We start from the raw sequence: 23,574 nt of genomic DNA, 5'->3' as shown, positions 1-23,574 counted from the left end.
CCTCCGATCTTTGGCGGTAGCACGGTATAGCAATCGATTACTTGTATCGGTGCGCCTCAGGGTGGTGACAGTCCGAGAGTTCGCAGCGGTATAGGGTTTTTGTTCAGTTCGATCTTTGCGGTGGGACTACTTCGGCCCTGCGGTAACCATGAGTTCGATGTCATCTACAGATTTGTCAATGAGATGGCTGAAAATGGTGGCATTCACCACGGACAGGACGGCACAACCGTGGTCCGAACAAATCTTGTACCTGCTATCGACTTCAGATACTTCCACATCCGGGGCAAACCCTTGCCTTGCAAGGTCAGCGCCCAGGGGGCCCGACGCGAGGTCAGACCGCACGGTCGTAGCCCAATTCCAGATCAGATATTTCTCTGCTAAGGCGAAGTTCGACAGCTTTGCCTCGCCGCTACGTCGCTGGCCGCGGTCATTAACCGTATCCACTATCCACCAATTACCATCGTCACGTAGATGCACAGAATAGCCGTCAGTTTCGAAGCAAATCGCGCAGTCTTCGCAATCGGACGTGATGCGAATATCGCCGCCGCCCAATCCTGGCGCCCAACGACGCCAATTTACCGACAAGCGAGAGAAATCTACCATTAATTAATCCTTCTCAAGTATCCCCACCTGACCAACTCCGCGACATCACCAGTCTCTCCATATTCGTTGATGATGCGAAACTGCTGGCCACCCCCCGGCTGATGGAACCAGGGAGCTACTTTTGACTGCTCGATGTGCCAGCCCGGCGGGAGCCGAGCGGGGTCGTTCACGACGTACTGAAAGTACGGTTTGACAGCACTATCTGGTGGTAATGCCAGCTCGGCAAACGGAGTTCCTTCGGGAGCTAAGTATCCGCCGACGGGATAGCCGAACCGGCCGATTACCGTCCCAGCCGGCAGTTGAGCGTCTGGAACGACAGTCCCGGGTACTGCATAAGGTTTGGTCGCTAGCGTGTCGTCGGGATATCGCAGGCTGCCGTCAGGATGGGTGAATTCGGGGCCCGGCTCAACGGGATGGTATCCGTCGAACAGAGGATGGTCGGAGGCAAGTGGTGGCGGCGGCGGGTGATCCGGCGGCAGCGGCACCAGGCTATCGGGCACGGGCGCGACGGGAGGCGCCGCGGGTGCGTGTTCGACGGGTACGTCGGCCGGCGGAGTGTGCTCGACCGGAGGCGGCTCAAGCGGGTGAGTGCCCGGAACGGGTTCACCGCCGATTCCGGGCGTGCTGCGCGGGGGGAGATCAAAAGCCTCACGCAGCTGTGTGCCACTGAGGCTCTGGGCCGTCAGACTTTCCGACGTCAGGCCCTCGAAAGCTTCACGGCCGAACAGCATTTTCGCGCCCTGTAAAAGTGCCTCCCCGCCTGCCTTCAGCCCTGGCCCACCGACGGCAAGGGTGATGGCGGTCCATAGCGGTTCGGGCGTGGCCTGCACCTGCCCGGGGTCAGGCGTGCGCATGCCGGTCAACTTGCCGCCGTTGAAGGTGTAGTACGTACCGGTGGCTTGGTCGAAGAACTCACCCGTGCCGTTCTTGAGCTGGCCGAAAGCTTGTACGGACTGCCCGTTGACGTTGTAGGTGAACATGAAATGCCCGTCGGGAGTGACATTTATCGATGCGGGGTCGATGCCGTCGTAGTCGGGTATCTTGCGCAGGCCGTCGAGAGCTTCCTTAAGGTCTGCCTTCAGTTTGGGCAGCCTGGCATTGGCGGCATCGCCTTCCGGCGAGCCTGGACCGTGGATATAGAGGTCTGCCGCGGCTTTGTTCAGCGCGTCTCGCGCAGCGCGCACCTTGGCCAGCTGGTCGGCTACCGCCTGTTTTATGGCTTGGCGAATGTCGGCCAAGGCGGCTTGCTGGTCGGGAGACGGCGGAGCGACCCCGTCGGCGTCGGCACCATGAAGTGGCGCGCCGTCGTACCCTTCGGCGTGAAGATTGGTCAGCGACTTCTGCAGGCCGTCGGAATAGCCGTTGCGAATTGATTGCAGTGCAGCCAGTGCCGCCTTGGTGTCGCGCACGGCGTCGTCTTCGCAGGTGTTGATGAAGGCATGCACGGCGTCCTTATCGGCGCCGCTGAGGCTGGTGTCGTTTAGCAGCGCCACAGCGTGGACTACCGAGTCTGAAATGTTTTTCAGTTGCGCATCTAGGGTGGCGATCCGCGCGGCGCCTGCCTTTTGTGCATCGGCCAATGCCGCAGCGATGTTTTCAAGATCTGTACCGATCTTGGGCAGTTGCAAGGACTGCGCGCCCAGAAATTGCACGACCCGTTGAACTTCTGCGGAGTCGTTGATCGGATGACCGCCATCCTGGTGATTCCAGGCGGCTTCAAAGCGGGTGAGGGCTTGCTGGAAAGCGTTGTCGGATTCCGCAGTGCATCGGCCTGCGCGATGGAATGCCTTGGCTAGATTGGAAATTTGCAGAGGGCTGCCGGATTGCAGACTCGCGTTGATCGCCCATGGGTCGCCGCCAGCTTCAGCGATCAGCGCATTCTTATCTATATAGGGAAGTCCCATGACACCGTTGAGGGCTAGCGAGCTGCGGGCATCTCATCGCGGGCAGAAATTTCCAACCGTCTGAGCTGCCCATAGCGTTACTTATCACTGGACGCGGGTCAATTCACTCTGCTCGCGGAGCCCGGTTAAGCAGTTGAGCGCTCCAGCGCGTACAGCACCATCCGCCGATTCGGCATGTCGTGTTCGCCGAGGAATTCGCAACCCAGCGACTCGCAGAGGCGGCGCACCGTCGTGTTGCGGTGGTCTGGATCGAACATGATCCGTTGACACGCAGGGTCTTTGACCAGAAGGCTCGCGATGACCTTGCGCAGCATCAGGGGACCAAGGCCCCGGTTCATCAGCTCCTCGTCTGCGATTGCCCCGTGCAGTCCCAGATCGTGTGGCTGGCTGTCGTAGCACCGAGCGATCGAGTCCCTGGCGGCCCGGTAGATCTCCAAGTAGCCGCGGTCCACACCGTCGATGCTGAGGATCAGCGGCCGCGAGTAGGCGCCGTCGACCTGTGCTCGCAAGTGTTTGCGCCAACGGGTCACCGGCCAGTCGTACTCCCAGGTGGTGGCCAGGTGCGGGCGGTTCATCCACTCCGCCACGATCTCTGCGTCTGCTCCGTCGGGGTCGGCGACGCGAATCATGTTTGGCGGCAACAATTCTGGAACCGGCGGAGGAGGAACCTGGCGGACCGCCTCGGAGATATGGGTGAGCTCGCGGGGGAGCGCGGCTACAGGTACGCCGGTCACGACGGAAGAGTGCCGAGCGGTTGATCGTCGACGGCGCGGGGTCGAGGGGGATTAGTCAACGTCACGGGTCGGACCCTACCGCGTCAAATTAGGTTAGGCTACCCTGACCCGCCCTTGGGTGGCGTGTCTCAATCTCGGTCGAGGCCATCAGCCGCCCGATCGCGCCGGCGATCGGCGGCCCGCATCCTGTGGGCCTGGGCCTGCTGGCAATCACCACAGCCACAACAGGTTTGAATCGTGCCGTCACTCTCACCGTTTGGTGCGGACGCTCAAGGTCCGGTCTGAAATGATGATCCCGTGACGGGCCCCTGCGCCGAATGCGGTTTCAGCTATGACCTGCGGCGTGCCGCAACCGCCGGCGATGACATCCGCGAAGGGGCAGCCGAAGTCGGTGCGCTTCTTTGTAGTGACGGCGACGTACGGTTGCGTGCGCGGCCCGACGTGTGGTCTCCGCTGGAGTACGGGTGCCATCTACGCGATGTGCTGCTCGTGCAACGCGAGCGGGTGCTCGCGGCGCGGCGGGTCAATGGCGCCGACTGCGCGTCCATGGGTCGCGAGGTACGCGCCGAGCACGACGGCTACATCGAGCAGGATCCCGTCGGAGTTGCTCGTCAATTGGCCGACGCCGCAACGCTATTCAGCAATGTGCTAGCCCGGCTTTCCGCCGATGACTGGGACCGCACGCTCGTCTATCACTACCCCGAAACCAGTGAGCGGTCGTTACGCTGGGTCGCGGTGCACACCGCGCACGAAGTGCAGCACCATCTTCTCGACATTCGTCGCCAACTATGACCCCGACCCGGCGTTCGGCTAGAAGCGTCGCTGAATCCCGGCGCTACAGTGCCGACATGCATGTCGATGCGGTCGCGTTCAGCGAACGGTGGGTGCGCAACTGGAACGCTCACGACGTCGAAGCCGTCCTCGCCGACTTTCATGACGACGTCGTATTCACATCGCCGGTGGCAGCCGAGCTCTTCCCGGAAACGCAGGGCGTGGTCCGCGGCAAGGCAGCCTTGCGCCAGTACTGGACAGGGGCCTTGGCACGCATGCCGGATCTGAGGTTCTCCGTCGAAGGCGTCTACCAAGGCATCGACACGATCGTCATCGCGTATCGCAACCAGATCGGCGAGCCGGTCAACGAGGTCTTGACGTTCCGCGACGGCGCGATCGTCGAGGGACACGGAACCTATCGCCTCGCCGGTACGTAGCGAGGCGAATGCAGTTCCACAAAAACGAAAGTCACGACCCCTTTCGAGGCCGTGACCTGTCGTCGAACCGCTCAGTGTGGGCGAAGGGGGACTTGAACCCCCACGTCCCGAAGGACACTGGCACCTGAAGCCAGCGCGTCTGCCATTCCGCCACTCGCCCGGAAAAACAACCGATGGACCATATCACTCTAATGGCCCGATTCTCGAACCGGCGAAGCGGGATCCGAAGCCGTACCGCACCGAACGGCCGGTGGCGCGCACGGCTCTGAACTGGGCCGATTCAGTTCTCACGATTTCGAAAGTGCCGCAGCGCCACGATGTCCCGATACGATGCGGGAGTGTGCCAGCGCTGGGGTGATTCGTTTGCCGACCAACGGCAATACCTGATGGCAAGTGCACGCGAACGGTAGGACATGAGTAGCCAACGGGGGCTGGTCACGCGGATCGAGCGCAAACTCGAGGCGACGGTAGACAACGCCTTTGCCCGGGTATTCGGTGGATCGATCGTTCCGCAAGAGGTTGAAGCCCTGTTATGCCGCGAGGCTCGTGACGGCGTGCAGAAACTTCACGGAAACCGCCTTTTGGCCCCCAACGAATACATCATTACCCTCGGTATGCACGACTTCGAGAAGGTGAGCGCCGATTCGAATCTCAGGTCGAGCGGTTTCGCGAGGTACTTGACTGACTACATCCACGAACAGGGGTGGCAAACGTATGGTGAGGTGGTCGTTCGGTTCGAGCAGTCGTCGAACCTGCACACCGGCCAGTACCGCGCCCGCGGTGCTGTCAACCCTGATGTCCAGCCCCGCCCGACGGTCGACGACCCCGTCCGGCCACAATCAAATAACGCGTTCGGCGAAGAACGAGGAGTAGCACCAATGACTGACAATTCTGGCTACCGCGGGGGTCAGGGGCCGGGCCGATCCGGCGACGAGTACTACGACGACCGCTACGGGCGCCCGCAGGACGACGCGCGCGGTGGCCCAGACCCGCAGGGACCACCAGACCAGCGGGGCGGATATCCACCCGAACAGCAGCACGGCTACCCACCTCAGCAGGGCTACCCGCCGCCCCGCCAACCCGAGCAGGGCAGCTACCCGGACCAGGGTGGTTACCCCGAACAGGGACACGGCGGCGGCTACACACCTCAGCAGGGCTACCCGGACCAGGGCGGCTATCCGGACCAGCGCGGCTACCCCGACCAGCAGGGCCAGGGCGGCTATGCCCCTCAGCAGCAGGGCTACCAAGACCAGCGCGGCTATCCCGAGCAGGGACAGGGTGGCTACCCGCAGTCCTACGAGCAGCGTCCGCCCGCGCCCGGCGGCTACGGCGGCCAGGGCTACGACCAGGGGTACCGGCAGGCCGGCGGTTATGCCCCTCCCGGTGGTCAGCAGGGCGGTGGCCAGCGGGGCTACGGCGGCTACGGCGATTACGGTCGCGGTCCGGCCCGCCAAGACGAGGGCGGCTACGCCCCGCCAGAACAACGACCCGGTTACCCCGAGCAGGGCGGCGGATACGACCAGGGCTACCAGCAGGGCGGGGGATACGGCCGCCAGGACTACGGCTCCGCCGAGTACACCCAGTACTCCGAGCACGCGCAGGGCGGGGCGTACGGCGGTCAAGCCGGCGGCTACCCGGAGACCGCCAGCCCGGAGTACGACTACGGCCAGCAGCCGGAGTACGGCCAACAACCGGAATACGGACAGCAGGCCGACTACGGCCAGTCCGCCGACTACGGGCAACAGGGCGGTTACGGCGGCTACGGCCAGGGCGGCTACGGCGCCGGTGGAACGACGATCACCCTTCAGCTCGATGACGGCAGCGGCCGCACCTATCAACTGCGCGAGGGCTCCAACATCGTGGGCCGCGGACAAGACGCCCAATTCCGGTTGCCCGACACCGGCGTGTCACGGCGTCACCTCGAAATCCGCTGGGACGGACAGGTCGCGCTGCTGTCGGATCTGAACTCGACCAATGGCACCACGGTGAACAACGCACCGATCCAGGAGTGGCAGCTGGCCGACGGCGACGTGATCCGCTTGGGCCATTCGGAGATCATCGTCCGGATCCACTAAGCCACTGGGCTTAACGCTGCCGTGCTTTGCCCCGTGTCATCCGCCGTCCAAGTATCGTGACGTAGCCGATGTGCTCGGAGTCACGGGCGCCAGGGATGCGACGCTAGGACGGAAAGGACGCCAGATGCAGGGACTGGTACTGCAGCTGACGCGCGCCGGTTTTTTAATGCTGCTGTGGGTTTTCATCTGGTCCGTGCTGCGAATACTTCGGACCGACATCTACGCGCCCACCGGTGCCGTCATGGTGCGCCGCGGCTTGGCGCTGCGCAGCACTCTGCTGCCGTCACGCCAGCGCCGGCATGCGGCCCGCTATCTGGTTGTCACCGAAGGCGCGCTGGCGGGCGGCCGCATCACGCTGAGCGGACAGCCGGTGTTGATCGGAAGGGCTGACGACTCGACGCTGGTGCTCACCGACGACTACGCCTCGACGCGGCACGCCCGGCTGTCTCAGCGCGGCTCGGAGTGGTACGTCGAGGATCTAGGATCGACCAACGGCACTTACCTTGACAGGGCGAAGGTGACGACTGCGGTACGAGTTCCGATCGGAACGCCGATTCGAATCGGCAAAACGGCGATTGAGTTGCGCCCGTGATCCGGGCCTACGACGATGGTGCCGGAGCACCGGGGATCGTGGGGGCACGCCCGTGACCTTGGTCCTGCGATATGCCGCGCGTAGTGATCGCGGCCTGGTACGCGCCAACAACGAAGACTCCGTCTATGCCGGCGCGCGACTGCTCGCGCTCGCCGACGGCATGGGTGGTCACGCGGCCGGCGAGGTGGCCTCCCAACTGGTGATCGCGGCCCTGGCCCACCTGGATGACGACGAGCCGGGCGGCGACCTGCTGGCCAAGCTCGACAACGCGGTGCGTTCCGGCAATGCGGCCATCGCCGCCCAGGTGGAAGCCGAGCCAGAGCTCGAGGGGATGGGCACCACCCTTACCGCGATCCTGTTCGCGGGCGACCGCATCGGAATGGTGCACATCGGCGACTCGCGCGGCTACCTGCTGCGCGACGGGGAGCTGACCCAGATCACTAAGGACGACACATTCGTCCAGACCTTGGTCGACGAAGGCAGGATCACCCGGGAAGAGGCGCACAGCCACCCGCAGCGGTCGTTGATCATGCGGGCGCTCACGGGTCACGAGGTCGAGCCGACGCTGACCATGCGCGAGGCGCGCGCCGGTGACCGCTATCTGCTGTGCTCGGACGGGTTATCCGATCCGGTGAGCGACGAGACGATCCTCGAGGCCCTCCAGATACCCGACGTCGCCGAGGCCGCCTACCGCCTCATCGAGCTGGCGCTGCGTGGCGGCGGCCCGGACAACGTGACCGTAGTGGTCGCCGACGTGGTCGACTATGACTACGGGCAGACCCAACCGATCCTCGCCGGCGCGGTGTCGGGCGACGAAGATCAGATGACCCTGCCCAACACCTCGGCCGGGCGCGCCTCAGCGATTCGGCCCCGCGATGAGTCTGCCAAACGCGTTGCGCCGCAACCGGAGACACCGCAGCGACCGCGGTGGCCGCGGCGCAAGATGTTCTTTGCCGGCGCCCTGGCGGTGCTGTTGGTGCTGGCGGGCCTCGGCGTCGGATGGTGGGTTATCCAGCGCAACTATTACGTGGCCGAGTACAACGGTCGGGTCTCCATCGTCCGCGGAATCCAGGGCACCCTGCTGGGCATACAGTTGCAACATCCCTATCTGGTGGGCTGCCTCAACACCCGGAACGAGCTCTCTCTCGTCAGCTACGGGCAATCCGACGGCCATGCCAATTGCCAGCTGATGACGCTGCAAGACCTGCGCCGCCCCGGACAAGTCCAAGTTCAAACCGGACTGCCGGGCGGCAGCCTGGACCAGGCCGAGTCGCAGCTGCGCCAGCTGCTGGCCGAATATCTATTGCCCATCTGTCCGCCCCCGCGCGCCACGTCTCCCCCCGGATCACCGGGCACCCGCGGCGAAACACCAGAATCCGGCACGACAGCACCACCAGCACCACCGAACACCGGCTCTCCGAGCCCCAGCCCCCCACCGGGCGCGAGCGCCAACGGCCCCGCGAACTCCGCGCCGGCAGGCCCGACGACCACGTCGCAGCCAGTGACCGCGCTTCCCGGGCCGCCACCTCAACCAGGCATCGATTGCCGGACGGTGGCATGACGACACAGCTGCAGCCGCCGGTCGCGGTCACACCCCCGTTGCCTACCCGGCGCAATGCCGAGTTGCTGCTCCTGGGCTTCGCCGCACTGATCACCGTCGCCGCGCTGCTGATCGTCGAAGCCAACCAACAGCGCGATCTGCACTGGACCGCCATCAGCTACGGGCTGGTGTTCCTTGTCGTGTTCGGCTCGGCGCACATGGCCATCAGGCGCTTCGCGCCCTACACCGATCCGCTATTGCTGCCAATAGTGGCACTACTCAACGGCCTTGGCCTGGTGATGATTCACCGATTGGATCTGGTCACCAATCAGCTCAGCGGCCGGCACCACCCCAGCGCGACCCAGCAGATGCTGTGGACCCTGATCGGCGTCGTGACCTTTTCCCTGGTGGTCACGTTTTTGAAAGACCATCGGCAGCTTGCGCGCTACGGCTACATATGCGGCCTGGCCGGTCTGATCTTTCTGGTGATTCCCGCCCTGTTGCCGGCATCGCTGTCCGAACAGAATGGCGCCAAGATCTGGATTCGCCTGCCCGGCTTCTCAATTCAGCCCGCCGAGTTCTCCAAGATCCTGCTACTGATTTTCTTCTCCGCGGTGCTGATCGCCAAGCGCGGCCTGTTCACCAGCGTTGGCAAGCATTTCATGGGTTTGACGCTGCCCCGGCCCCGCGACCTCGCGCCCCTGCTGGCGGCGTGGGTGATCTCGGTCGGCGTAATGGCCTTCGAAAAGGACCTTGGCACTTCGCTATTGCTGTACACGTCATTCCTGGTGGTGGTCTACCTCGCCACCCAACGCTTCAGTTGGGTGGGTATCGGGCTGGTGCTGTTCGCCGCGGGAAGCGTTGTCGCGTATTACATTTTCGCCCACGTCCGCGTGCGGGTACAGATGTGGTGGGACCCGTTCTCCGACCCCGACGGCAGCGGCTACCAGATCGTCCAGTCGCTCTTCAGTTTTGCCACCGGCGGGATCTTCGGGACCGGCCTCGGTAACGGTCAGCCGGATACGGTGCCCGCCGCCTCAACCGATTTCATCATCGCCGCGTTCGGCGAAGAGCTGGGGTTGGTGGGTTTGGCGAGCATCCTGATGCTCTACACCATCGTCATCGTGCGGGGCCTGCGCACGGCGATCGCCACCCGTGACAGCTTCGGCAAGCTGCTGGCCGCGGGCCTGGCGTCGACCCTGGCCCTTCAGCTGTTCATTGTCGTCGGCGGGGTAACCCAGCTCATTCCGCTGACGGGGCTGACGACTCCCTGGATGTCCTACGGCGGCTCATCCCTGCTGGCGAACTACGTGCTGCTGGCCATACTGGCGCGGATCTCGCACAGCGCCCGTCGTCCCCTGCGCACCCGCGCCCGCAAGCCGTCGATCGCCGCGGCCAGCACCGAGGTGATCGAGAAAGTATGAACGCCTCGCTGCGCCGTATCTCGGTGACCGTGATGGCGTTGATCGTGTTGCTATTGATCAACGCCACGATGACGCAGGTCTTCGCCGCGGACTCGTTGCGCGCCGATCCGCGCAACCAGCGGGTTCTGCTCGATGAGTACTCGCGCCAGCGCGGCCAGATTGTGGCGGGCGGGCAGCTGTTGGCTTATTCGGTCGCCACCGACAACCGCTACCGCTTCCTGCGCGTGTATCCCAACCCGGCGGAGTACGCCCCCGTGACCGGCTTCTATTCGTTGCGCTATTCCAGCACCGGTCTGGAACGCGCCGAAGATCCACTGTTGAACGGGTCCGACGAGCGGCTGTTCGGCCGCCGGCTGGCCGACTTCTTCACCGGCCGCGACCCGCGTGGCGCCAATGTCGACACCACGCTCAAGCCGCGGGTCCAGCGCGCCGCCTGGGATGCGATGCAACAGGACTGCGGCGGACCGCCGTGCAAGGGCGCCGTCGTCGCCCTCGAACCGGCGACCGGCAAGATTCTGGCGATGGTGTCATCGCCGTCCTATGACGCCAACCTGCTGTCGTCGCACGATCCCGAAGTCCAGGCGCAGGCGTGGCAGAAGCTGCGTGACGACCCGAACAATCCGCTCACCAACCGCGCGATCTCCGAGACATACCCGCCGGGGTCCACCTTCAAGGTGATCACCACGGCGGCGGCGCTGCAGGCCGGCGCCTCCGACACCGAACAGCTGACCGCCGCACCCTCCATTCCGTTGCCCAACAGCACCGCAAGTTTGGAGAACTACGGCGGCGAGCCGTGTGGAAACGAGCCGACGGTGTCCCTGCGGCAGGCGTTCGCCCTGTCCTGCAACACCGCGTTCGTCCAGCTCGGGCTCCTCACCGGATCCGATGCGCTGCGCAACATGGCGCGCTCGTTCGGTCTGGACAGCACGCCGAGCGTCATCCCGCTGCAAGTCGCGGAGTCGACCGTGGGGATCATCCCGGACGCCGCGGCGCTGGGGATGTCGAGCATCGGCCAGAAGGACGTCGCGCTGACGCCCTTGCAGAACGCCGAGATCGCCGCGACCATCGCGAACGACGGGGTGACGATGCAGCCCTACTTGATCGACAGCCTCAAGGGGCCCGACCTGACCACGATCAGCACCACGGCACCGTATGAGCAGCGGCGCGCCGTGTCGCCGCAGGTCGCCGCTAAGCTGACAGAGCTGATGGTCGGCGCCGAGAAGGTCGCACAGCAGAAAGGGGCCATTCCCGGCGTGCAGATCGCATCGAAGACTGGTACCGCGGAGCATGGCAGCGATCCGCGGCATACACCGCCGCACGCTTGGTACATCGCTTTCGCGCCCGCACAGACCCCGAAGGTCGCTGTGGCGGTGTTGGTGGAGAATGGCGCCGACCGCCTGTCTGCGACGGGGGGTGCACTCGCCGCGCCGATCGGACGGGCTGTGATCCAGGCCGCGCTACAGGGAGGACCATGAGCCCGCGAGTTGGTGTGACGCTGTCCGGCAGATACCGTCTGCAGCGCCTGATCGCCACCGGCGGCATGGGTCAGGTGTGGGAGGCGGTAGACAGCCGGCTGGGCCGGCGCGTCGCGGTCAAGGTGCTCAAGCAGGAGTTCTCCCAGGATCCCGAGTTCATCGAGCGGTTCCGCGCCGAAGCGCGTACCACCGCGATGCTCAACCACCCGGGCATCGCGGCCGTCCACGACTACGGCGAGAGCCAGCTGGACGGGGAGGGCCGGACTGCGTATCTGGTGATGGAGCTCGTCAACGGCGAGCCGCTGAATTCGGTGCTCAAGCGGACCGGCCGACTGTCGCTGCGGCACGCACTGGACATGCTCGAGCAGACCGGTCGTGCGTTGCAGGTGGCGCATGCCGCCGGCCTGGTGCACCGCGACGTCAAACCCGGCAACATCTTGATCACCCCGACGGGCCAGGTGAAGATCACCGACTTCGGTATCGCCAAGGCCGTGGACGCCGCTCCGGTGACCCAGACGGGAATGGTGATGGGCACCGCGCAATACATCGCGCCGGAACAGGCCCTGGGCCACGACGCCACCCCGTCGAGCGACGTGTACTCGCTGGGCGTCGTCGGGTACGAGGTGGTATCGGGCAAGCGGCCGTTCACCGGTGACGGTGCCCTGACGGTGGCGATGAAGCACATCAAGGAACCGCCGCCGCCCCTGCCCGCGGAGCTGCCGCCCAACGTGCGCGAACTCATCGAGATAACGCTGGTGAAGAACCCGGCGATGCGGTACCGCAGCGGCGGGCCGTTCGCCGACGCCGTGGCCGCGGTACGGGCCGGCCGTCGCCCGCCGCGGCCCAGTGCGACACCGCCCGCCGGCCGGGCCTCGCCGGCAGCCATCCCGTCCAGCCCGACCACCCGCGCCGCTGCGGTGTCCCCGAGCCGAAGCGCCGCGCCCCGTCGCTCGCGGCCGACGACCGGCGGCCACCGCACGCCCCCTGCCCGTCGCACCTTCTCCTCTGGTCAGCGCGCGTTGCTGTGGGCCGCCGGTGTGCTCGGCGCGCTGGCAATCATCATTGCGGTGCTGATCGTCATCAATTCGCGGGCGGACCAGCAGCAACAGCCGCCGACGGTGACCGACACGGGGACACCGCCCGCCTCGGGGCCGCCGCCGACCAAGACTCCGAGCGGTGCTGGGGCCCGTCCCGAAATGCGAATTAATTGGCCCGATGCCGGGACAATAGGGACCTCCGGCTTCCACAACGTGCCGGCCCGACACGGAACACCGCAATGACCACGCCGCAACACCTGTCCGACCGCTACGAACTGGGCGAAATCCTCGGCTTCGGCGGTATGTCCGAGGTTCACCTGGCCCGTGACGTCCGACTGCATCGCGACGTCGCGGTCAAGGTGCTGCGCGCGGATCTGGCCCGCGACCCGAGCTTTTACCTGCGCTTCCGGCGTGAGGCGCAAAACGCCGCCGCGCTGAATCACCCGTCGATCGTCGCCGTCTACGACACCGGCGAGGCCGAGACGCCCACCGGGCCGCTGCCCTACATCGTCATGGAGTACGTCGACGGGGTAACCCTGCGCGACATCGTGCACACCGACGGCCCCCTGCCACCGCGCCGGGCCATCGAGATCATCGCCGACGCGTGCCAGGCGCTGAACTTCAGCCACCAGAACGGCATCATCCACCGAGACGTCAAGCCGGCCAACATCATGATCAGCACCACCAACGCGGTCAAGGTGATGGACTTCGGCATCGCCCGCGCGATCGCCGACAGCGGCAACAGCGTTACCCAGACCGCCGCGGTAATCGGAACCGCGCAGTATCTCTCCCCCGAGCAGGCTCGCGGTGACGCCGTCGATGCTCGTTCCGATGTGTATTCGTTGGGTTGCGTTCTCTACGAAATCCTCACGGGCGAACCACCTTTCACCGGTGACTCGCCGGTGGCCGTTGCCTACCAACATGTTCGGGAAGACCCGATCCCGCCGTCGCAGCGGCACGAAGGCATCTCCGCCGACCTCGACGCCGTGGTGCTCAAGGCGCTGGCCAAGAATCCCGACAACCGCTATCAGACCGCGGCGGAGATGCGTGCCGACCTGATTCGGGTGCACAACGGCGAGAAACCCGAGGCGCCCAAGGTGCTTACCGACGCCGACCGGAGCTCACTGATGTCGGCCAATGTGGGCAACTCCGGCCCGTCCCGGACCGACCCGCTGCCCCGTCAGGTTCTCGCCGACGCGGGCGAGGACCGCAGCGTCGGCTCGGTCGGCCGCTGGATTGTCGCGGTGGCCGCGCTCGCGGTGCTGACGATCGTTGTCGTCATTGCTTTCAACACATTCGGCGGCAATACCCGTGACGTGCAGGTGCCCGACGTGCGCGGGCAAGTGTCCGCCGATGCGATCGCGGCGCTGCAGAATCGCGGCTTCAAGACCCGCACCCTGCAGAAGCCGGACTCGGCCATCCCGCCCGACCATGTCATCGGCACCGATCCGGGCGCCAACGCGTCGGTCAACGCGGGCGACGAGATCACCATCAACGTCTCCACCGGGCCGGAGCAGCGCGAGGTGCCCGACGTGTCCTCGCTGAGCTACTCCGACGCGGTCAGCAAGCTGAAGGCCGCCGGCTTCAGTAAGTTCAAGCAGGCCAATTCCCCGTCGACCCCGGAACTGCTGGGCAAGGTGATCGGGACCAACCCGCCGGCCAATCAGACGTCGGCGATCACCAACGTTGTCACGCTCATTGTCGGATCGGGGCCGGAGACCAAGCAGGTTCCCGATATCGCGGGCCAAACCGTCGACATCGCACAGAAGAACCTGACCGTCTACGGATTCAGCAAGGTCACCCAGGTGCAGGTGGACAGCACCCGCCCGGCCGGTGAGGTGATCGGGACCAATCCGCCCAAGGGACAGATGGTTCCGGTGGACTCGGTGATCGAGCTGCAGGTGTCCAAGGGCAACCAGTTCGTCATGCCCGACCTGTCCGGCATGTTCTGGACCGACGCCGAACCGCGGCTACGCGCGCTGGGCTGGACGGGAATTCTGGACAAGGGCGCCGACGTCGACGCCGGCGGCTCCCAGTCCCATCGGGTGGTCTATCAGAACCCGCCGGCCGGCTCCGGGGTCAACCGGGACGGCATCATCACGCTGAAGTTCGGTCAGTAGCGGTCGGGTCGGCCGGAAAGTACGGCCGCACCGCGGCGTGCACGTCGTTCTCGAGCCGCCGCACCAATGTGTCGTTACGCTCCCACCCGCAATCGGCGAGCCAGTTCGCCAGCATTCGATGACCGCCCTCGGTCAGGATCGACTCCGGGTGGAACTGGACGCCGTGAATCGGCAGTTCGGTGTGCCGCACGCCCATGATCACGCCACTGCGGGTCTGAGCCGTCACCTGAAGCACGGGCGGCAGCGACTCGGGCAGAATGGTCAGCGAATGGTAGCGGGTCGCCGTGAAGGGATCCGGAAGTCCTTGTAGCACACCGGTATTGCTGTGGTGGACGCTGCTGGTCTTGCCGTGCAGCAGTTCCGGGGCGCGGTCGACGGTCGCACCGAATGCGACGCCGATGGCCTGGTGCCCCAGGCAGACCCCGAGCAGCGGAGTCCGCTCGGCGGCACACGCCCGAACCATCTGGATGGACGCGCCCGCGCGCTCCGGGGTGCCCGGCCCCGGGCTGAGCAGCACCCCGTCAAACTGACCGGCCACTGCGGCCTCGTCGGACAGGCGGGTGTCGTCGTTGCGCCAGACTTCAGCGTCCACACCGAGCTGACCGAGGTACTGCACCAGGTTGAACACGAAGCTGTCGTAGTTGTCGACGACCAGGATCCGCATCGTGCCAGGTTACCGTCCGATGGCCGTGCCGATACCGGTCAGTAGGCGTCAGTAGCCGATCGGGCCGTCGGGCCGCGCGGAATGCAGCCGCTCGGGCTCGAAATGGCCGACGACCTGCACGTCGGACTTGACCTCTTCTTGGTAGCCGAGGCCGAAGCGGACGACGTACTGCTTGTACAGGACCACCAGGGGAGCGGCGGCGAGGGCGGCTTGCATGGCCGTCGCGTTGCCGATCGCGGTGATCGTGTACGGCGGGCTGTAGGTGCGCCCGTTGAGCAGCAGCGTATTGCCGACACAGCGCGGCACCGATGTCGCGATGATCCGCTGATCCTGCATCTGGATCGCCTCGGCGCCGGCGCTCCACAACGCGTTGAGCACCGCCTGGATGTCCTGCTGATGCACCACCAGGTCGTCGGGGGATGCATCCCGGGGGAACCGCCCATTGGCGTCGCGCTGCGCATCCGCGAGGGTCACCACCAGGCCCGGTCCGTGCACCGGGCTCATCCCCGCCTCACCGGCGAGCTGGGCGGAGCGCCGCAGCATCGCCGCGAGCGCCGCATCCGGCGACCGCCCGTGCGCGGCGTCGATCTTGCCCGCCAGGGCTTCGCGCTGGGCATTCAGCCGGTTCACCGAAGACTGGGTCTCGCGGACCAAGTCCACCAGCCGCGGGGCATCACTGCGGCGGATTTCGGCGCCGCCGGAGACTCCGTGGGTGGCGGCGAGCAGAAGTCCGGCCAGCAGACAGACGACCGGGACGCCGAAGCGCCATGGCGACCGGCGCGTCTGCGTCATCGCGTCTCCATTTCCTGGTCACCGTTGCAGGTGAGTTAGTCTCGTAGCCAAGCCATGGGTTGCAGTTGCAGTGTTTATCGTTGCACCCCGTCCCGCTCACCGTGTCGTTGAGGTAATCCGCGAGGTAATCATGCCCAAGTCCAAGGTCCGCAAGAAGAACGACTTCGCCGTCAGCTCGGTCAGCCGCACCCCGGTGAAAGTCAAGGTCGGACCATCGAGCGTGTGGTTCGTCGCGCTGTTCATCGGCCTCATGCTGATCGGTCTGGTCTGGCTGATGGTGTTCCAGTTGGCCGCGGTCGGCAGCAACGCGCCGACCGCCCTGAACTGGATGGCGCAATTGGGCCCCTGGAACTACGCCATCGCGTTCGCTTTCATGATCACCGGCTTGTTGCTCACGATGCGCTGGCACTGACCAGGACGGTCGGCGTAATGAATTCATTTTCGGTCTAATTCGACACCGCGTCAGCAACTATCCGGCCACCCAATCACACGCGTGTGATTTATCCCCACTGTTGATAGCTGATGTGGATAACTGCATAGGCAGTGGTGGGAGGGGTTAAGAAGCGCATGCAGCAAACACAATGGGAGCCGCACGCCGCCGGAATCGCTGGTTGTGGAGCCGCGGGCGTTTTGATGGCTATCGCCGCTGTGACCGTGGTCACAGACCCGCCCGGCCGGATTCTTGCGGGCGTTGCCGCGGCAGGTCTGATCTTGTTTGCCGGCGTGTCGTGGCACGCGCGTCCCAAGCTGGCAATCACGCCCGGTGGTCTCATGCTGCGCGGCTGGTTCCGGACGCAGGTATTGCAGCATTCCGACATCAAGATCATCCGCATCATCGAGTTCCGCCGCTACGGACGCAAGGTGCGGTTGCTCGAGGTCGAGACGGCCGACGGCGACCTGGTGCTGTTCTCTCGCTGGGACCTGGGGACAGACCCGGTAGGCGTGCTCGACGCACTGACTGCAGCCGGCTACGCGGGCCGTCAGCGGGACTGACCTACGCCCGTCCGGGCCGGTTCAGGAAATCGTGATCGACTCGATGACGACCGGCTCGGTGGGGCGGTCGTTGCCGTCGGTGCCGGTCGTCGCGATCGCATCGACGACCTTCTGCGACTCGGCGTCGGTCACTTCACCGAAGATCGTGTGGCGACGGTTCAGGTGCGGGGTCTGGCCCACCGTGATGAAGAACTGCGAGCCGTTTGTGCCCGGGCCGGCGTTTGCCATCGCCAGCAAGTAGGGCTTGTCGAATTGCAGTTCGGGGTGGAATTCGTCGGCGAACTTGTAGCCCGGGCCGCCGCGACCGGTTCCCGTCGGGTCGCCGCCCTGGATCATGAAACCCCGGATCACCCGGTGGAAAACCGCGCCGTCATAGAAGGGGCCGGAGGAGCCTCCCGATGCATTCTGCGTCGAGTACTCCTTGGTGCCCTGTGCCAGGCCGACGAAGTTGGCGACGGTCTTGGGCGCGTGGTTTCCGAAGAGGGCGACCTTGATGTCGCCGCGGTTGGTGTGAAGCGTGGCGGTAGCAGTCTGAAAGGGGCTGTTGGTCACGGCATGAGAGTCTGCCACTACGGGCGGGCGTCGCCGCACGCGGTGTCACCCACGCCGAATCCCGCGCAAATCGCGGCGAGTACACACCGCGGACGCCGACGTCCCTATGCTGGCAGTCTGTTCAGAAATCGGCCGGCGCCACGGCAGGCTCAATCGGCGGGACAGAGAGGCGGCAGATGAGGGCGAAGATGGATTCCCGGCTGACCCCGCGGCAGCGACTTTCCCGCGGCCTGACCTATTCGGCGCAGGGACCGGTGGACGTCACCCGGGGAGTTGTCGGGCTGAGTGTTCAGTCCGCGCGGTCGACCGCCTCGCAGTTGCGCCGCCGCTACCAAGAGGGGCGGCTGGCCCGGGACCTCGCCTCTGCCCAGGAAACCTTGGCCCAGGAGCTGGCCGCCGCCCAGGAAGTGGTCACGAGCCTGCCCCAAGCGCTACAGGACGCGCGCCGCGCGCAGCGTCGCGGTAAGCGCCCGTTGGTTCTCGCGGGGGTCGCCGTCGCGGTCCTGGTCGGGGGTGCCGCCGCGTTCAGCGTCGTCCGGCGCTCCGTGCGCGCGAAGCCTCAGGAGCCGCAGTCGCGGCCGCCCAGCGTCGACGTGCAGCCGCGTCCCTAGGGTCACCGCACGACCAACCCCAACCGTTCGCGGCGCCGGACCAGGATGCTCGGCAGCCATTCCCCGATATCGGCCGCATCGATCCAGGTGGTGCGCTGCAGCAGCATGCGCAACACGATGGTGGCTTCCAACCGGGCCAGTGCGGCTCCAACGCAGAAGTGCACGCCCTTGCCGAAGCTCAGATGACTCTTGGCGGCGGTGCGGTCCAGGCGGAATTCGTTTGGGGCCTCGAAGTGCACCGGGTCGCGGTTGGCCGCTCCCCACATCAGCAGCAGGTGGGAGTTGGCCGGCACCTGGGCCCCTCCTAGCGTGGTGTCGCGCCACACGTGGCGGTAGTGACCGCGAAATGGCGGCTCGAACCGCAAGGTCTCTTCGATGAAAGTGCCTAGTAATTCGGGGTTCTCGCGAAGCTGCCGTTGGATTGCGGGACGGTCGGTGAGGATCCACGCCGCGCTGCCCAGCAGCGATGCGGTCGATTCGCCGGCGGCGCTGAACAGCGTGAGCATGATGCCCAACGCCGGGAGTTGCTCGAGTTCCCCCGAGGCGCAGCGCGCCGCAAGGTCGCCCATCAACCCGGAATCTGGCTTGCCGCTGGCCTTTTCGAAATGCTCCAATACGTAGCCGGACAGCTCCATCGCGGCCAGCCCGGCCTGCGTGACCTGTTCGGGAGTGACGATCCCGTCGAGCAGTGTGGTGGTGGCGTAGCCGAGCCGAATGAGTTTGTCGGCGTCGTCGTCGGGCAGGCCCAGCAGCTTGCAGACCACCATCATCGGCAACCGGTTGGCGATGGCGCTCATCCATTCGATCTGGCCGTCGCGCAGGTTCTCTTCCCAGAGCCGGTCCGCGGTTCCGACGGCGAATTCCTCGATGATCCGCACGCGTTTGGCTGATAAGTGCGGCAGCAGAAGCTTGCGATGCAGCGCATGCACAGGGTCGTCCGCGGTGGCCAACGCGTGCATCGGGGCTCCGGGCAATCCCATGTCGAGCGGTGTGACGGTGCCGTCCTCGTGAAAGACCATGGTCGCCGTCAGGTTCGACGAGAAGTCGTCGACCCGTTCCACGGCCTCTTGCACCGCATCCCAACCGCACACGGCGTAGAACACCGAGTCGCCGATCCGGTGCACGGGTGCCTCGGCGCGCATCCGGTCATACAGCGGGTAGGGATCCTGTATCGCCTCGCTGCCGAAGAACCGGGTTGCGCTGTCCAAGACCGTCATGCGCTTCAGGCTCGGTGCCTCTCGCCCCGGCGGTCAATGGATCGCGGGAAAGTTGAGGGGCGGTCGCGGCAGACGTCGAGCGCGGATGACCGCGTGGACCGCCCGCCAGCAGGCCGTTCGGTTGAGAGAGATCGCCACAAAATTCTCAGGCTGCGAGAACTGTTTCTGTGCTCCGCATTGTGGGGGAACATGGGTGGATGCCGCGTGACGACTGGTTGGTGGGCCGCGACCGCCGTGGCGAAGCCGTCGAACGGATCTACGCCGCGGCCGCCGACATCATCGCTCGCCGGGGATACGAAGGATTCACGATCGAGGCCTTGGCGGCCCGGGTGCACTGCTCACCCGCGACGATCTACCGGCATGCCGGCGGTAAGGCGGCCATCCGCGACGCCGTCGTCGGTATTCAAGCGGCTCGCATCGTCGATAAGATCCGAGAGGCCATCAAGGACCTTCGGGGCCCCGAGCGCGTCGTGACGGCCACGATCATGGCGCTGGAGCGCCTGCGCTCCGACCCACTGGCTCAACTCATGCGGTCGATCCACGCGGCCCCGGTCAGCGATTGGGTCATCAGCTCGCCGACCGTCACGGCCCTGGCGGCCGAAATGCTGGGGCCCGACAATGACGATCCGCTGGCCGCGCAGTGGCTGATCCGCGTCTTCCTTGCGCTGTGGGGATGGCCGCTCAAGGATGCGGCCGCCGAGCGCGCCTTGGTGGAACGGTTTCTGGGTTCGTCGTATACGAGGCAGCGGGGCTAGGCCCGCAGCGAGCAGCCGCCGCTGTCAGGGCATCTCCTCGCTCCACGCGATATGTCCCTCGAAGCCAAGGGTTTTCGCCAAGTCACGGTAGCGATCCCTGAGGCGCGTGTAGGCCTCGACGTCGCCTTGGGCGCGCGCCAGCGCGGCGCGCATCCGCTGCAGCCAGGTCTCACGCATCGCCAGGTGCCCATCGGCAGGCTCGGACGCCACCCGTTCGATTGCGGCCGCGGCTTCGCTGACATCGCTTTCGGTCCCGCGGTCGAGCAGCGTCTCCACCAGGACACCGGTGGTCAAAGTACCCCACGAAAGCCCTTGTCCCCCAAGCATGAGATGGTCGACCGCGGCGCGCATGAGCGGTATCGCATGGTCGCGCTCGCCGCGGCGCGCCTGCTCGCGTGCCACGTACACGTCGAGCATCGGTATGTCGCACAGGAAGTGCCCCCCGCGCCGGAACACTTCGCGGACCTCGGCCAGAAGTTGCTGTCCGCGATCACGCTCGTCGTCCGTGGGGCGGTGCACCAGCGCCAGCCCCAAAGTCAGCCAGGCGACGCCCAATTGGAGGTTGTCGCCGGACGGTTGGGCGATCACCAGCGCATCCTCGATCTCGCGCAGGGTGGAATCGTCGGGTCGAAGCGCACCGGCCGGTATGCCCGTGGTGTACACATAGCTGACGACCGTGACGTAGGACAGGGAGTCGGCGCCGTGCGCCATGGCAACGCCGCGCTTCAGGTCGTCTCGCCATCCGGTACGACCCAGGGCCCAACGGGCGGTGCCCCGCTGGGCGAACGCGAGCGCGAGGGGCGACCCGAAGAGGAAATTGCCCTTGGTGGGGTCGCCGTCGGCCAGGTCGATGACCCGCTGCGACAAGCGGTGCATCTCGGCCCACTCGCCGGTCCCTATCTTGGCGCGGATCGCGGTGAAGGAGAGCCCAACCGTCAAAGTCGGGTCTCCGATGGACTCGATGAGGGCGACGGCCTCCGAAGCCAGCCGCGACGCCTCGCGCACCCTGTCCTGAAACGCGTGATCGACCACCAGCCCCGCCATCGCGATGGCCAGCGACGCCTTGTCCCCCGCGGCGTTGCACAATGTGCGCAGCTCGTCGAAACGGTCTCCGACGTCGTTCACATGCAGCCGCCAGGCGATCCCGCACAACATGGTTCGGGGGGCGATGCACATGGTGACCAGGTCTGGGTCATCGGCGGTCAACGCGTCGGCGATCCGCGTTGCACTTTCCCAACTGAGCCGCGCCGCGGCGATGTCGCGGTATGTCGCCCAGGTTGCCGCGCGCATGTGCCAGCCGTAGGCGTCCCGCAGGTCGCCCGCGGCTTCGAGGTGTTCGGCGATCAGCGCCGCGTTCTGGTCGGCGGATTCCGGCTCACGCGCCTCGATGGCGCCGGCCAGCCGCCGGTGCATCACGGCGCGATCGGACCGCAGTTGTGACTCGTAAGCCACGCTGCGAATCAGCGGGTGGCGGAAGGCGAATTCCGCGGTGGGCGTGAAACGGACCTGATCGATCAACGCGGCCTTCACGAGCGTATCGAGGACGGGTGCATTGCCCACCGCCTCGAGTAGCTCGGGCGTGAATCGCGAGCCGATCACGGCCGCGGCGTTCAGCGTCTGCTTGGCATCAGGGTCCAGACGGTCGATGCGCGCGGCGATGGTGGCCTGCAGCGTCGCCGGGACGGTCACCTCGGCCAGATCCGCACCACAGGTGAAACCGCCGCGGTCGCCTTCGAGCACCGCTCGCTCGGCGAGCTCGCGCACCATCTCCTGCGCAAAGAACGGGTTCCCGCCGGCCCGTTCGGCGACAAGCGCTTTGATCCCGGCGACTGACGGATCGGGGCCCAACAACTCGTCGAGAAGCGCCGCGGTTTCCGCCTCGCTCAAGGGCGAGAGCGAGATCGTCTGCGCTCCAGGCACACTCGCGAGCAGACCGGTGTATTCGGGGCGGTAGGTGATCAGCACCATCGACGGCGTCCGCGGAATGACCGCGAGGAAGTCCGCCACCAGCGAGTCGCTGACCTCATCGATCCAGTGCGCATCCTCGATCACGTAGAGGACAGGTTGGGTGCGGGCCAGCGACATCGAGTTGATCAGAGCGGTCAGCCGCCGTCGCCGCGCGTCGGGATGAATCGTCGGAGGGGGGGTGTCAGGGTCTCGGATGCCCATCAGGTCGTAGAGCAACAGCACGTCCTCATCGGAGGCGTCGGGGATCCTGGCCCGTACCTGTGCCCGGGCCGGCTCGTCATCGAGCTCGGCGATTCGGAGCCCCGCACGCAGCAGCGCCGCCGCCCCGACAAAAGGGACATCACTGGTGTGTGACTCACAGAAGGCCGAGACCACCTCGACGCCCTTGCTGAGCGCCAACGCGACGGTCTCGTCGGCGAGTCGCGTCTTGCCGATGCCCGCCGGCCCGGCGACACAGACCACGCATCCGCGCCCGCCCTTCGATCGATCCAGCAGGCCGGCGATCGTTGTGACTTCCAGCTCTCGCCCGACCAATGCGCCTTGCAGGTCGCGACTTCGTTGCGGCCCGCCGGTCAGGCCGATCAGACGACGGGCCAGCACCGGGTTGGCGCTGCCTTTGATGCGCACCTGCTCGGCGTCGGCCAGCATGGCGACTTGCTGAACGAGTCGGGCGGTGGATTCGCTGAGCATCACTCCACCCGCCGGCGCCACCGATTCCATCCGCTGCGCCATTCCGACCTGTTCACCGATGGCGGTGTAGCCCAACGCTTTCGAACCGAGTTCGCCCGCGATCACCTGACCGGAGTTGAGCCCCACCCGCAGTTGAAGGTCCACTCCGTCGCGCTCGCGAACGTCGACGGCGAGCGACTTGACCTCCTCCTGGAGGCCCAAGGCCGCCAGACAGGCGCGAAACGCGTGGTCCTCCATGGTTACCGGTGCCCCGAACACCGCCATGATGCCGTCGCCGGTGAACTTGTCCACCGTGCCCCCGTAGCGGTGCACCACCTTGGTGCAGCGGTGCACCAGTGCGGCCATGATTTCGCGCAGTCGCTCGGGGCCGACGGTCGCTGCGATGTCCATGGAATGCACTACGTCGGCGAACAACACCGAAACCTGCTTGTATTCCGCAGGTGCGGCGGGTTCGGCGACTGCCGCGCCGCAGCCGTGGCAGAACCGCGCATCGTGGAGGAGTTGGGTACCACACGCCTGGCACGCTCCTACGGCCGCCATCCGACCCTCCGCCGATCCTTGCCCCCCGCGTTTGCTGGAATCTTCACAGAATAGGCCGTCGGGCCCCCCACTAGGGAGTG

General features: G+C 65.9%; 21 protein-coding genes and 1 tRNA gene. 13 read left to right on the top strand and 9 right to left on the bottom strand.

From position 1 onward, the window contains the following. Positions 1-126 precede the first annotated feature (126 nt). The 3 genes from AC5Y7E_RS01265 to AC5Y7E_RS01255 all read right to left on the bottom strand — a co-directional run bounded on the left by AC5Y7E_RS01265 (position 127) and on the right by AC5Y7E_RS01255 (position 3,241). Positions 127-603 carry an Imm61 family immunity protein gene (locus AC5Y7E_RS01265; RefSeq protein WP_499947224.1) on the bottom strand — a complete coding sequence of 159 codons (477 nt, stop codon included), beginning with the start codon at positions 601-603 and terminating at the stop codon, positions 127-129. Beyond that, positions 603-2,507 (bottom strand): TNT domain-containing protein, encoded by a 1,905-nt coding sequence (locus AC5Y7E_RS01260; RefSeq protein WP_499947223.1) that lies wholly within the window; start codon positions 2,505-2,507, stop codon positions 603-605. The genes AC5Y7E_RS01265 and AC5Y7E_RS01260 overlap by 1 nt, the downstream gene beginning before the upstream one ends. 125 nt (positions 2,508-2,632) lie before the next feature. Further along, a complete protein-coding gene (locus tag AC5Y7E_RS01255; protein ID WP_499917408.1) occupies positions 2,633-3,241 on the bottom strand; it encodes a GNAT family N-acetyltransferase in 609 nt (202 codons plus the stop codon). Positions 3,242-3,538: 297 nt separating this feature from the next. On the opposite strand from AC5Y7E_RS01255, the gene AC5Y7E_RS01250 reads away from it, so the two are divergent. Together AC5Y7E_RS01250 and AC5Y7E_RS01245 are read left to right on the top strand one after the other, a co-directional pair. Further along, the gene (locus AC5Y7E_RS01250) at positions 3,539-4,033 is read left to right on the top strand and encodes a DinB family protein (RefSeq protein WP_499947222.1); all 495 of its coding nucleotides are present in this window, start codon (positions 3,539-3,541) and stop codon (positions 4,031-4,033) included. A 56-nt stretch (positions 4,034-4,089) separates the two neighbouring features. After that, entirely contained in the window at positions 4,090-4,449 is a 360-nt protein-coding gene (locus AC5Y7E_RS01245) for a nuclear transport factor 2 family protein (protein WP_499947221.1), read from the top strand. Positions 4,450-4,526: 77 nt separating this feature from the next. Here the strand turns inward: AC5Y7E_RS01245 and AC5Y7E_RS01240 are convergent. Next, positions 4,527-4,609 (bottom strand) — tRNA-Leu (locus AC5Y7E_RS01240). Positions 4,610-4,862: 253 nt separating this feature from the next. Between AC5Y7E_RS01240 and AC5Y7E_RS01235 the strand changes: the two genes are divergently transcribed. From AC5Y7E_RS01235 to pknB, 7 genes are all read left to right on the top strand, one after another. Further along, a complete protein-coding gene (locus AC5Y7E_RS01235) occupies positions 4,863-6,524 on the top strand; it encodes an FHA domain-containing protein (protein ID WP_499947220.1) in 1,662 nt (553 codons plus the stop codon). 124 nt (positions 6,525-6,648) lie between these two features. Next, positions 6,649-7,116 carry an FHA domain-containing protein FhaB/FipA gene (locus AC5Y7E_RS01230; protein WP_007771646.1) on the top strand — a complete coding sequence of 156 codons (468 nt, stop codon included), beginning with the start codon at positions 6,649-6,651 and terminating at the stop codon, positions 7,114-7,116. A 52-nt stretch (positions 7,117-7,168) separates the two neighbouring features. Next, positions 7,169-8,677, top strand: a complete 1,509-nt coding sequence (locus AC5Y7E_RS01225; protein WP_499947219.1) for a PP2C family protein-serine/threonine phosphatase — start codon at positions 7,169-7,171, stop codon at positions 8,675-8,677. Next, entirely contained in the window at positions 8,674-10,080 is a 1,407-nt protein-coding gene (locus AC5Y7E_RS01220) for an FtsW/RodA/SpoVE family cell cycle protein (protein ID WP_499917413.1), read from the top strand. Before AC5Y7E_RS01225 ends, AC5Y7E_RS01220 begins: the two co-directional genes overlap by 4 nt. Next, on the top strand, positions 10,077-11,555 hold the full coding sequence (gene pbpA / locus AC5Y7E_RS01215; RefSeq protein ID WP_499917414.1) for a D,D-transpeptidase PbpA: 1,479 nt from the start codon (positions 10,077-10,079) through the stop codon (positions 11,553-11,555). Before AC5Y7E_RS01220 ends, pbpA begins: the two co-directional genes overlap by 4 nt. After that, positions 11,552-12,835, top strand: coding sequence for a serine/threonine-protein kinase (locus AC5Y7E_RS01210; protein ID WP_499917415.1), 1,284 nt, complete (start codon positions 11,552-11,554; stop codon positions 12,833-12,835). Before pbpA ends, AC5Y7E_RS01210 begins: the two co-directional genes overlap by 4 nt. Then, complete coding sequence (gene pknB / locus AC5Y7E_RS01205; RefSeq protein WP_499917416.1) at positions 12,832-14,712, top strand: Stk1 family PASTA domain-containing Ser/Thr kinase; 1,881 nt, start codon at positions 12,832-12,834, stop codon at positions 14,710-14,712. Before AC5Y7E_RS01210 ends, pknB begins: the two co-directional genes overlap by 4 nt. On the opposite strand, the gene AC5Y7E_RS01200 is transcribed toward pknB, so the two are convergent. Further along, positions 14,690-15,376: an aminodeoxychorismate/anthranilate synthase component II gene (locus tag AC5Y7E_RS01200; protein ID WP_499917417.1), complete on the bottom strand. Its 687-nt coding sequence runs from the start codon at positions 15,374-15,376 to the stop codon at positions 14,690-14,692. The two genes, pknB and AC5Y7E_RS01200, sit on opposite strands and share 23 nt — an antisense overlap. A gap of 48 nt (positions 15,377-15,424) precedes the next feature. Beyond that, the gene (locus tag AC5Y7E_RS01195; RefSeq protein WP_499917418.1) at positions 15,425-16,168 is read right to left on the bottom strand and encodes a DUF881 domain-containing protein; all 744 of its coding nucleotides are present in this window, start codon (positions 16,166-16,168) and stop codon (positions 15,425-15,427) included. Between the two features lie 130 nt (positions 16,169-16,298). Between AC5Y7E_RS01195 and crgA the strand changes: the two genes are divergently transcribed. Together crgA and AC5Y7E_RS01185 are read left to right on the top strand one after the other, a co-directional pair. Beyond that, positions 16,299-16,580 (top strand): cell division protein CrgA, encoded by a 282-nt coding sequence (gene crgA / locus AC5Y7E_RS01190; RefSeq protein ID WP_499917419.1) that lies wholly within the window; start codon positions 16,299-16,301, stop codon positions 16,578-16,580. 155 nt (positions 16,581-16,735) lie between these two features. After that, a complete protein-coding gene (locus tag AC5Y7E_RS01185; RefSeq protein WP_499917420.1) occupies positions 16,736-17,161 on the top strand; it encodes a PH domain-containing protein in 426 nt (141 codons plus the stop codon). Positions 17,162-17,182: 21 nt separating this feature from the next. Here the strand turns inward: AC5Y7E_RS01185 and AC5Y7E_RS01180 are convergent, their stop codons facing one another. Further along, on the bottom strand, positions 17,183-17,731 hold the full coding sequence (locus AC5Y7E_RS01180) for a peptidylprolyl isomerase (RefSeq protein ID WP_499917421.1): 549 nt from the start codon (positions 17,729-17,731) through the stop codon (positions 17,183-17,185). A 158-nt stretch (positions 17,732-17,889) separates the two neighbouring features. Here AC5Y7E_RS01180 and cwsA point away from each other — a divergent pair, with 158 nt between their 5' ends. Continuing rightward, a complete protein-coding gene (cwsA, locus tag AC5Y7E_RS01175; protein ID WP_499917422.1) occupies positions 17,890-18,324 on the top strand; it encodes a cell wall synthesis protein CwsA in 435 nt (144 codons plus the stop codon). A 2-nt stretch (positions 18,325-18,326) separates the two neighbouring features. Here the strand turns inward: cwsA and AC5Y7E_RS01170 are convergent, their stop codons facing one another. Next, positions 18,327-19,541, bottom strand: a complete 1,215-nt coding sequence (locus tag AC5Y7E_RS01170) for a cytochrome P450 (RefSeq protein WP_499917423.1) — start codon at positions 19,539-19,541, stop codon at positions 18,327-18,329. Positions 19,542-19,738: 197 nt separating this feature from the next. On the opposite strand from AC5Y7E_RS01170, the gene AC5Y7E_RS01165 reads away from it, so the two are divergent. Further along, the gene (locus AC5Y7E_RS01165) at positions 19,739-20,296 is read left to right on the top strand and encodes a TetR/AcrR family transcriptional regulator (RefSeq protein ID WP_499917424.1); all 558 of its coding nucleotides are present in this window, start codon (positions 19,739-19,741) and stop codon (positions 20,294-20,296) included. 24 nt (positions 20,297-20,320) lie between these two features. Here the strand turns inward: AC5Y7E_RS01165 and AC5Y7E_RS01160 are convergent, their stop codons facing one another. Then, on the bottom strand, positions 20,321-23,494 hold the full coding sequence (locus AC5Y7E_RS01160; RefSeq protein WP_499947218.1) for an AAA family ATPase: 3,174 nt from the start codon (positions 23,492-23,494) through the stop codon (positions 20,321-20,323). Positions 23,495-23,574 lie beyond the last annotated feature (80 nt).

The organism is Mycobacterium sp. NGS17, assembly GCF_059813205.1.
The sequence above is the reverse complement of the archived record's forward strand: the minus strand, read 5'-3'. Positions and strand labels throughout refer to the sequence as shown.

Bases quoted from the DNA above. Each gene is read 5' to 3' on its own strand.
- AC5Y7E_RS01265 (WP_499947224.1), bottom strand. From the start codon at position 603: ATGGTAGATTTCTCTCGCTTGTCGGTAAATTGGCGTCGTTGGGCGCCA.
- AC5Y7E_RS01260 (WP_499947223.1), bottom strand. From the start codon at position 2,507: ATGGGACTTCCCTATATAGATAAGAATGCGCTGATCGCTGAAGCTGGC.
- AC5Y7E_RS01245 (WP_499947221.1), top strand. From the start codon at position 4,090: ATGCATGTCGATGCGGTCGCGTTCAGCGAACGGTGGGTGCGCAACTGG.
- AC5Y7E_RS01235 (WP_499947220.1), top strand. From the start codon at position 4,863: ATGAGTAGCCAACGGGGGCTGGTCACGCGGATCGAGCGCAAACTCGAG.
- AC5Y7E_RS01230 (WP_007771646.1), top strand. From the start codon at position 6,649: ATGCAGGGACTGGTACTGCAGCTGACGCGCGCCGGTTTTTTAATGCTG.
- AC5Y7E_RS01220 (WP_499917413.1), top strand. From the start codon at position 8,674: ATGACGACACAGCTGCAGCCGCCGGTCGCGGTCACACCCCCGTTGCCT.
- pbpA (WP_499917414.1), top strand. From the start codon at position 10,077: ATGAACGCCTCGCTGCGCCGTATCTCGGTGACCGTGATGGCGTTGATC.
- AC5Y7E_RS01210 (WP_499917415.1), top strand. From the start codon at position 11,552: ATGAGCCCGCGAGTTGGTGTGACGCTGTCCGGCAGATACCGTCTGCAG.
- pknB (WP_499917416.1), top strand. From the start codon at position 12,832: ATGACCACGCCGCAACACCTGTCCGACCGCTACGAACTGGGCGAAATC.
- AC5Y7E_RS01200 (WP_499917417.1), bottom strand. From the start codon at position 15,376: ATGCGGATCCTGGTCGTCGACAACTACGACAGCTTCGTGTTCAACCTG.
- AC5Y7E_RS01195 (WP_499917418.1), bottom strand. From the start codon at position 16,168: ATGACGCAGACGCGCCGGTCGCCATGGCGCTTCGGCGTCCCGGTCGTC.
- crgA (WP_499917419.1), top strand. From the start codon at position 16,299: ATGCCCAAGTCCAAGGTCCGCAAGAAGAACGACTTCGCCGTCAGCTCG.
- AC5Y7E_RS01185 (WP_499917420.1), top strand. From the start codon at position 16,736: ATGCAGCAAACACAATGGGAGCCGCACGCCGCCGGAATCGCTGGTTGT.
- cwsA (WP_499917422.1), top strand. From the start codon at position 17,890: ATGAGGGCGAAGATGGATTCCCGGCTGACCCCGCGGCAGCGACTTTCC.
- AC5Y7E_RS01170 (WP_499917423.1), bottom strand. From the start codon at position 19,541: ATGACGGTCTTGGACAGCGCAACCCGGTTCTTCGGCAGCGAGGCGATA.
- AC5Y7E_RS01165 (WP_499917424.1), top strand. From the start codon at position 19,739: ATGCCGCGTGACGACTGGTTGGTGGGCCGCGACCGCCGTGGCGAAGCC.
- AC5Y7E_RS01160 (WP_499947218.1), bottom strand. From the start codon at position 23,494: ATGGCGGCCGTAGGAGCGTGCCAGGCGTGTGGTACCCAACTCCTCCAC.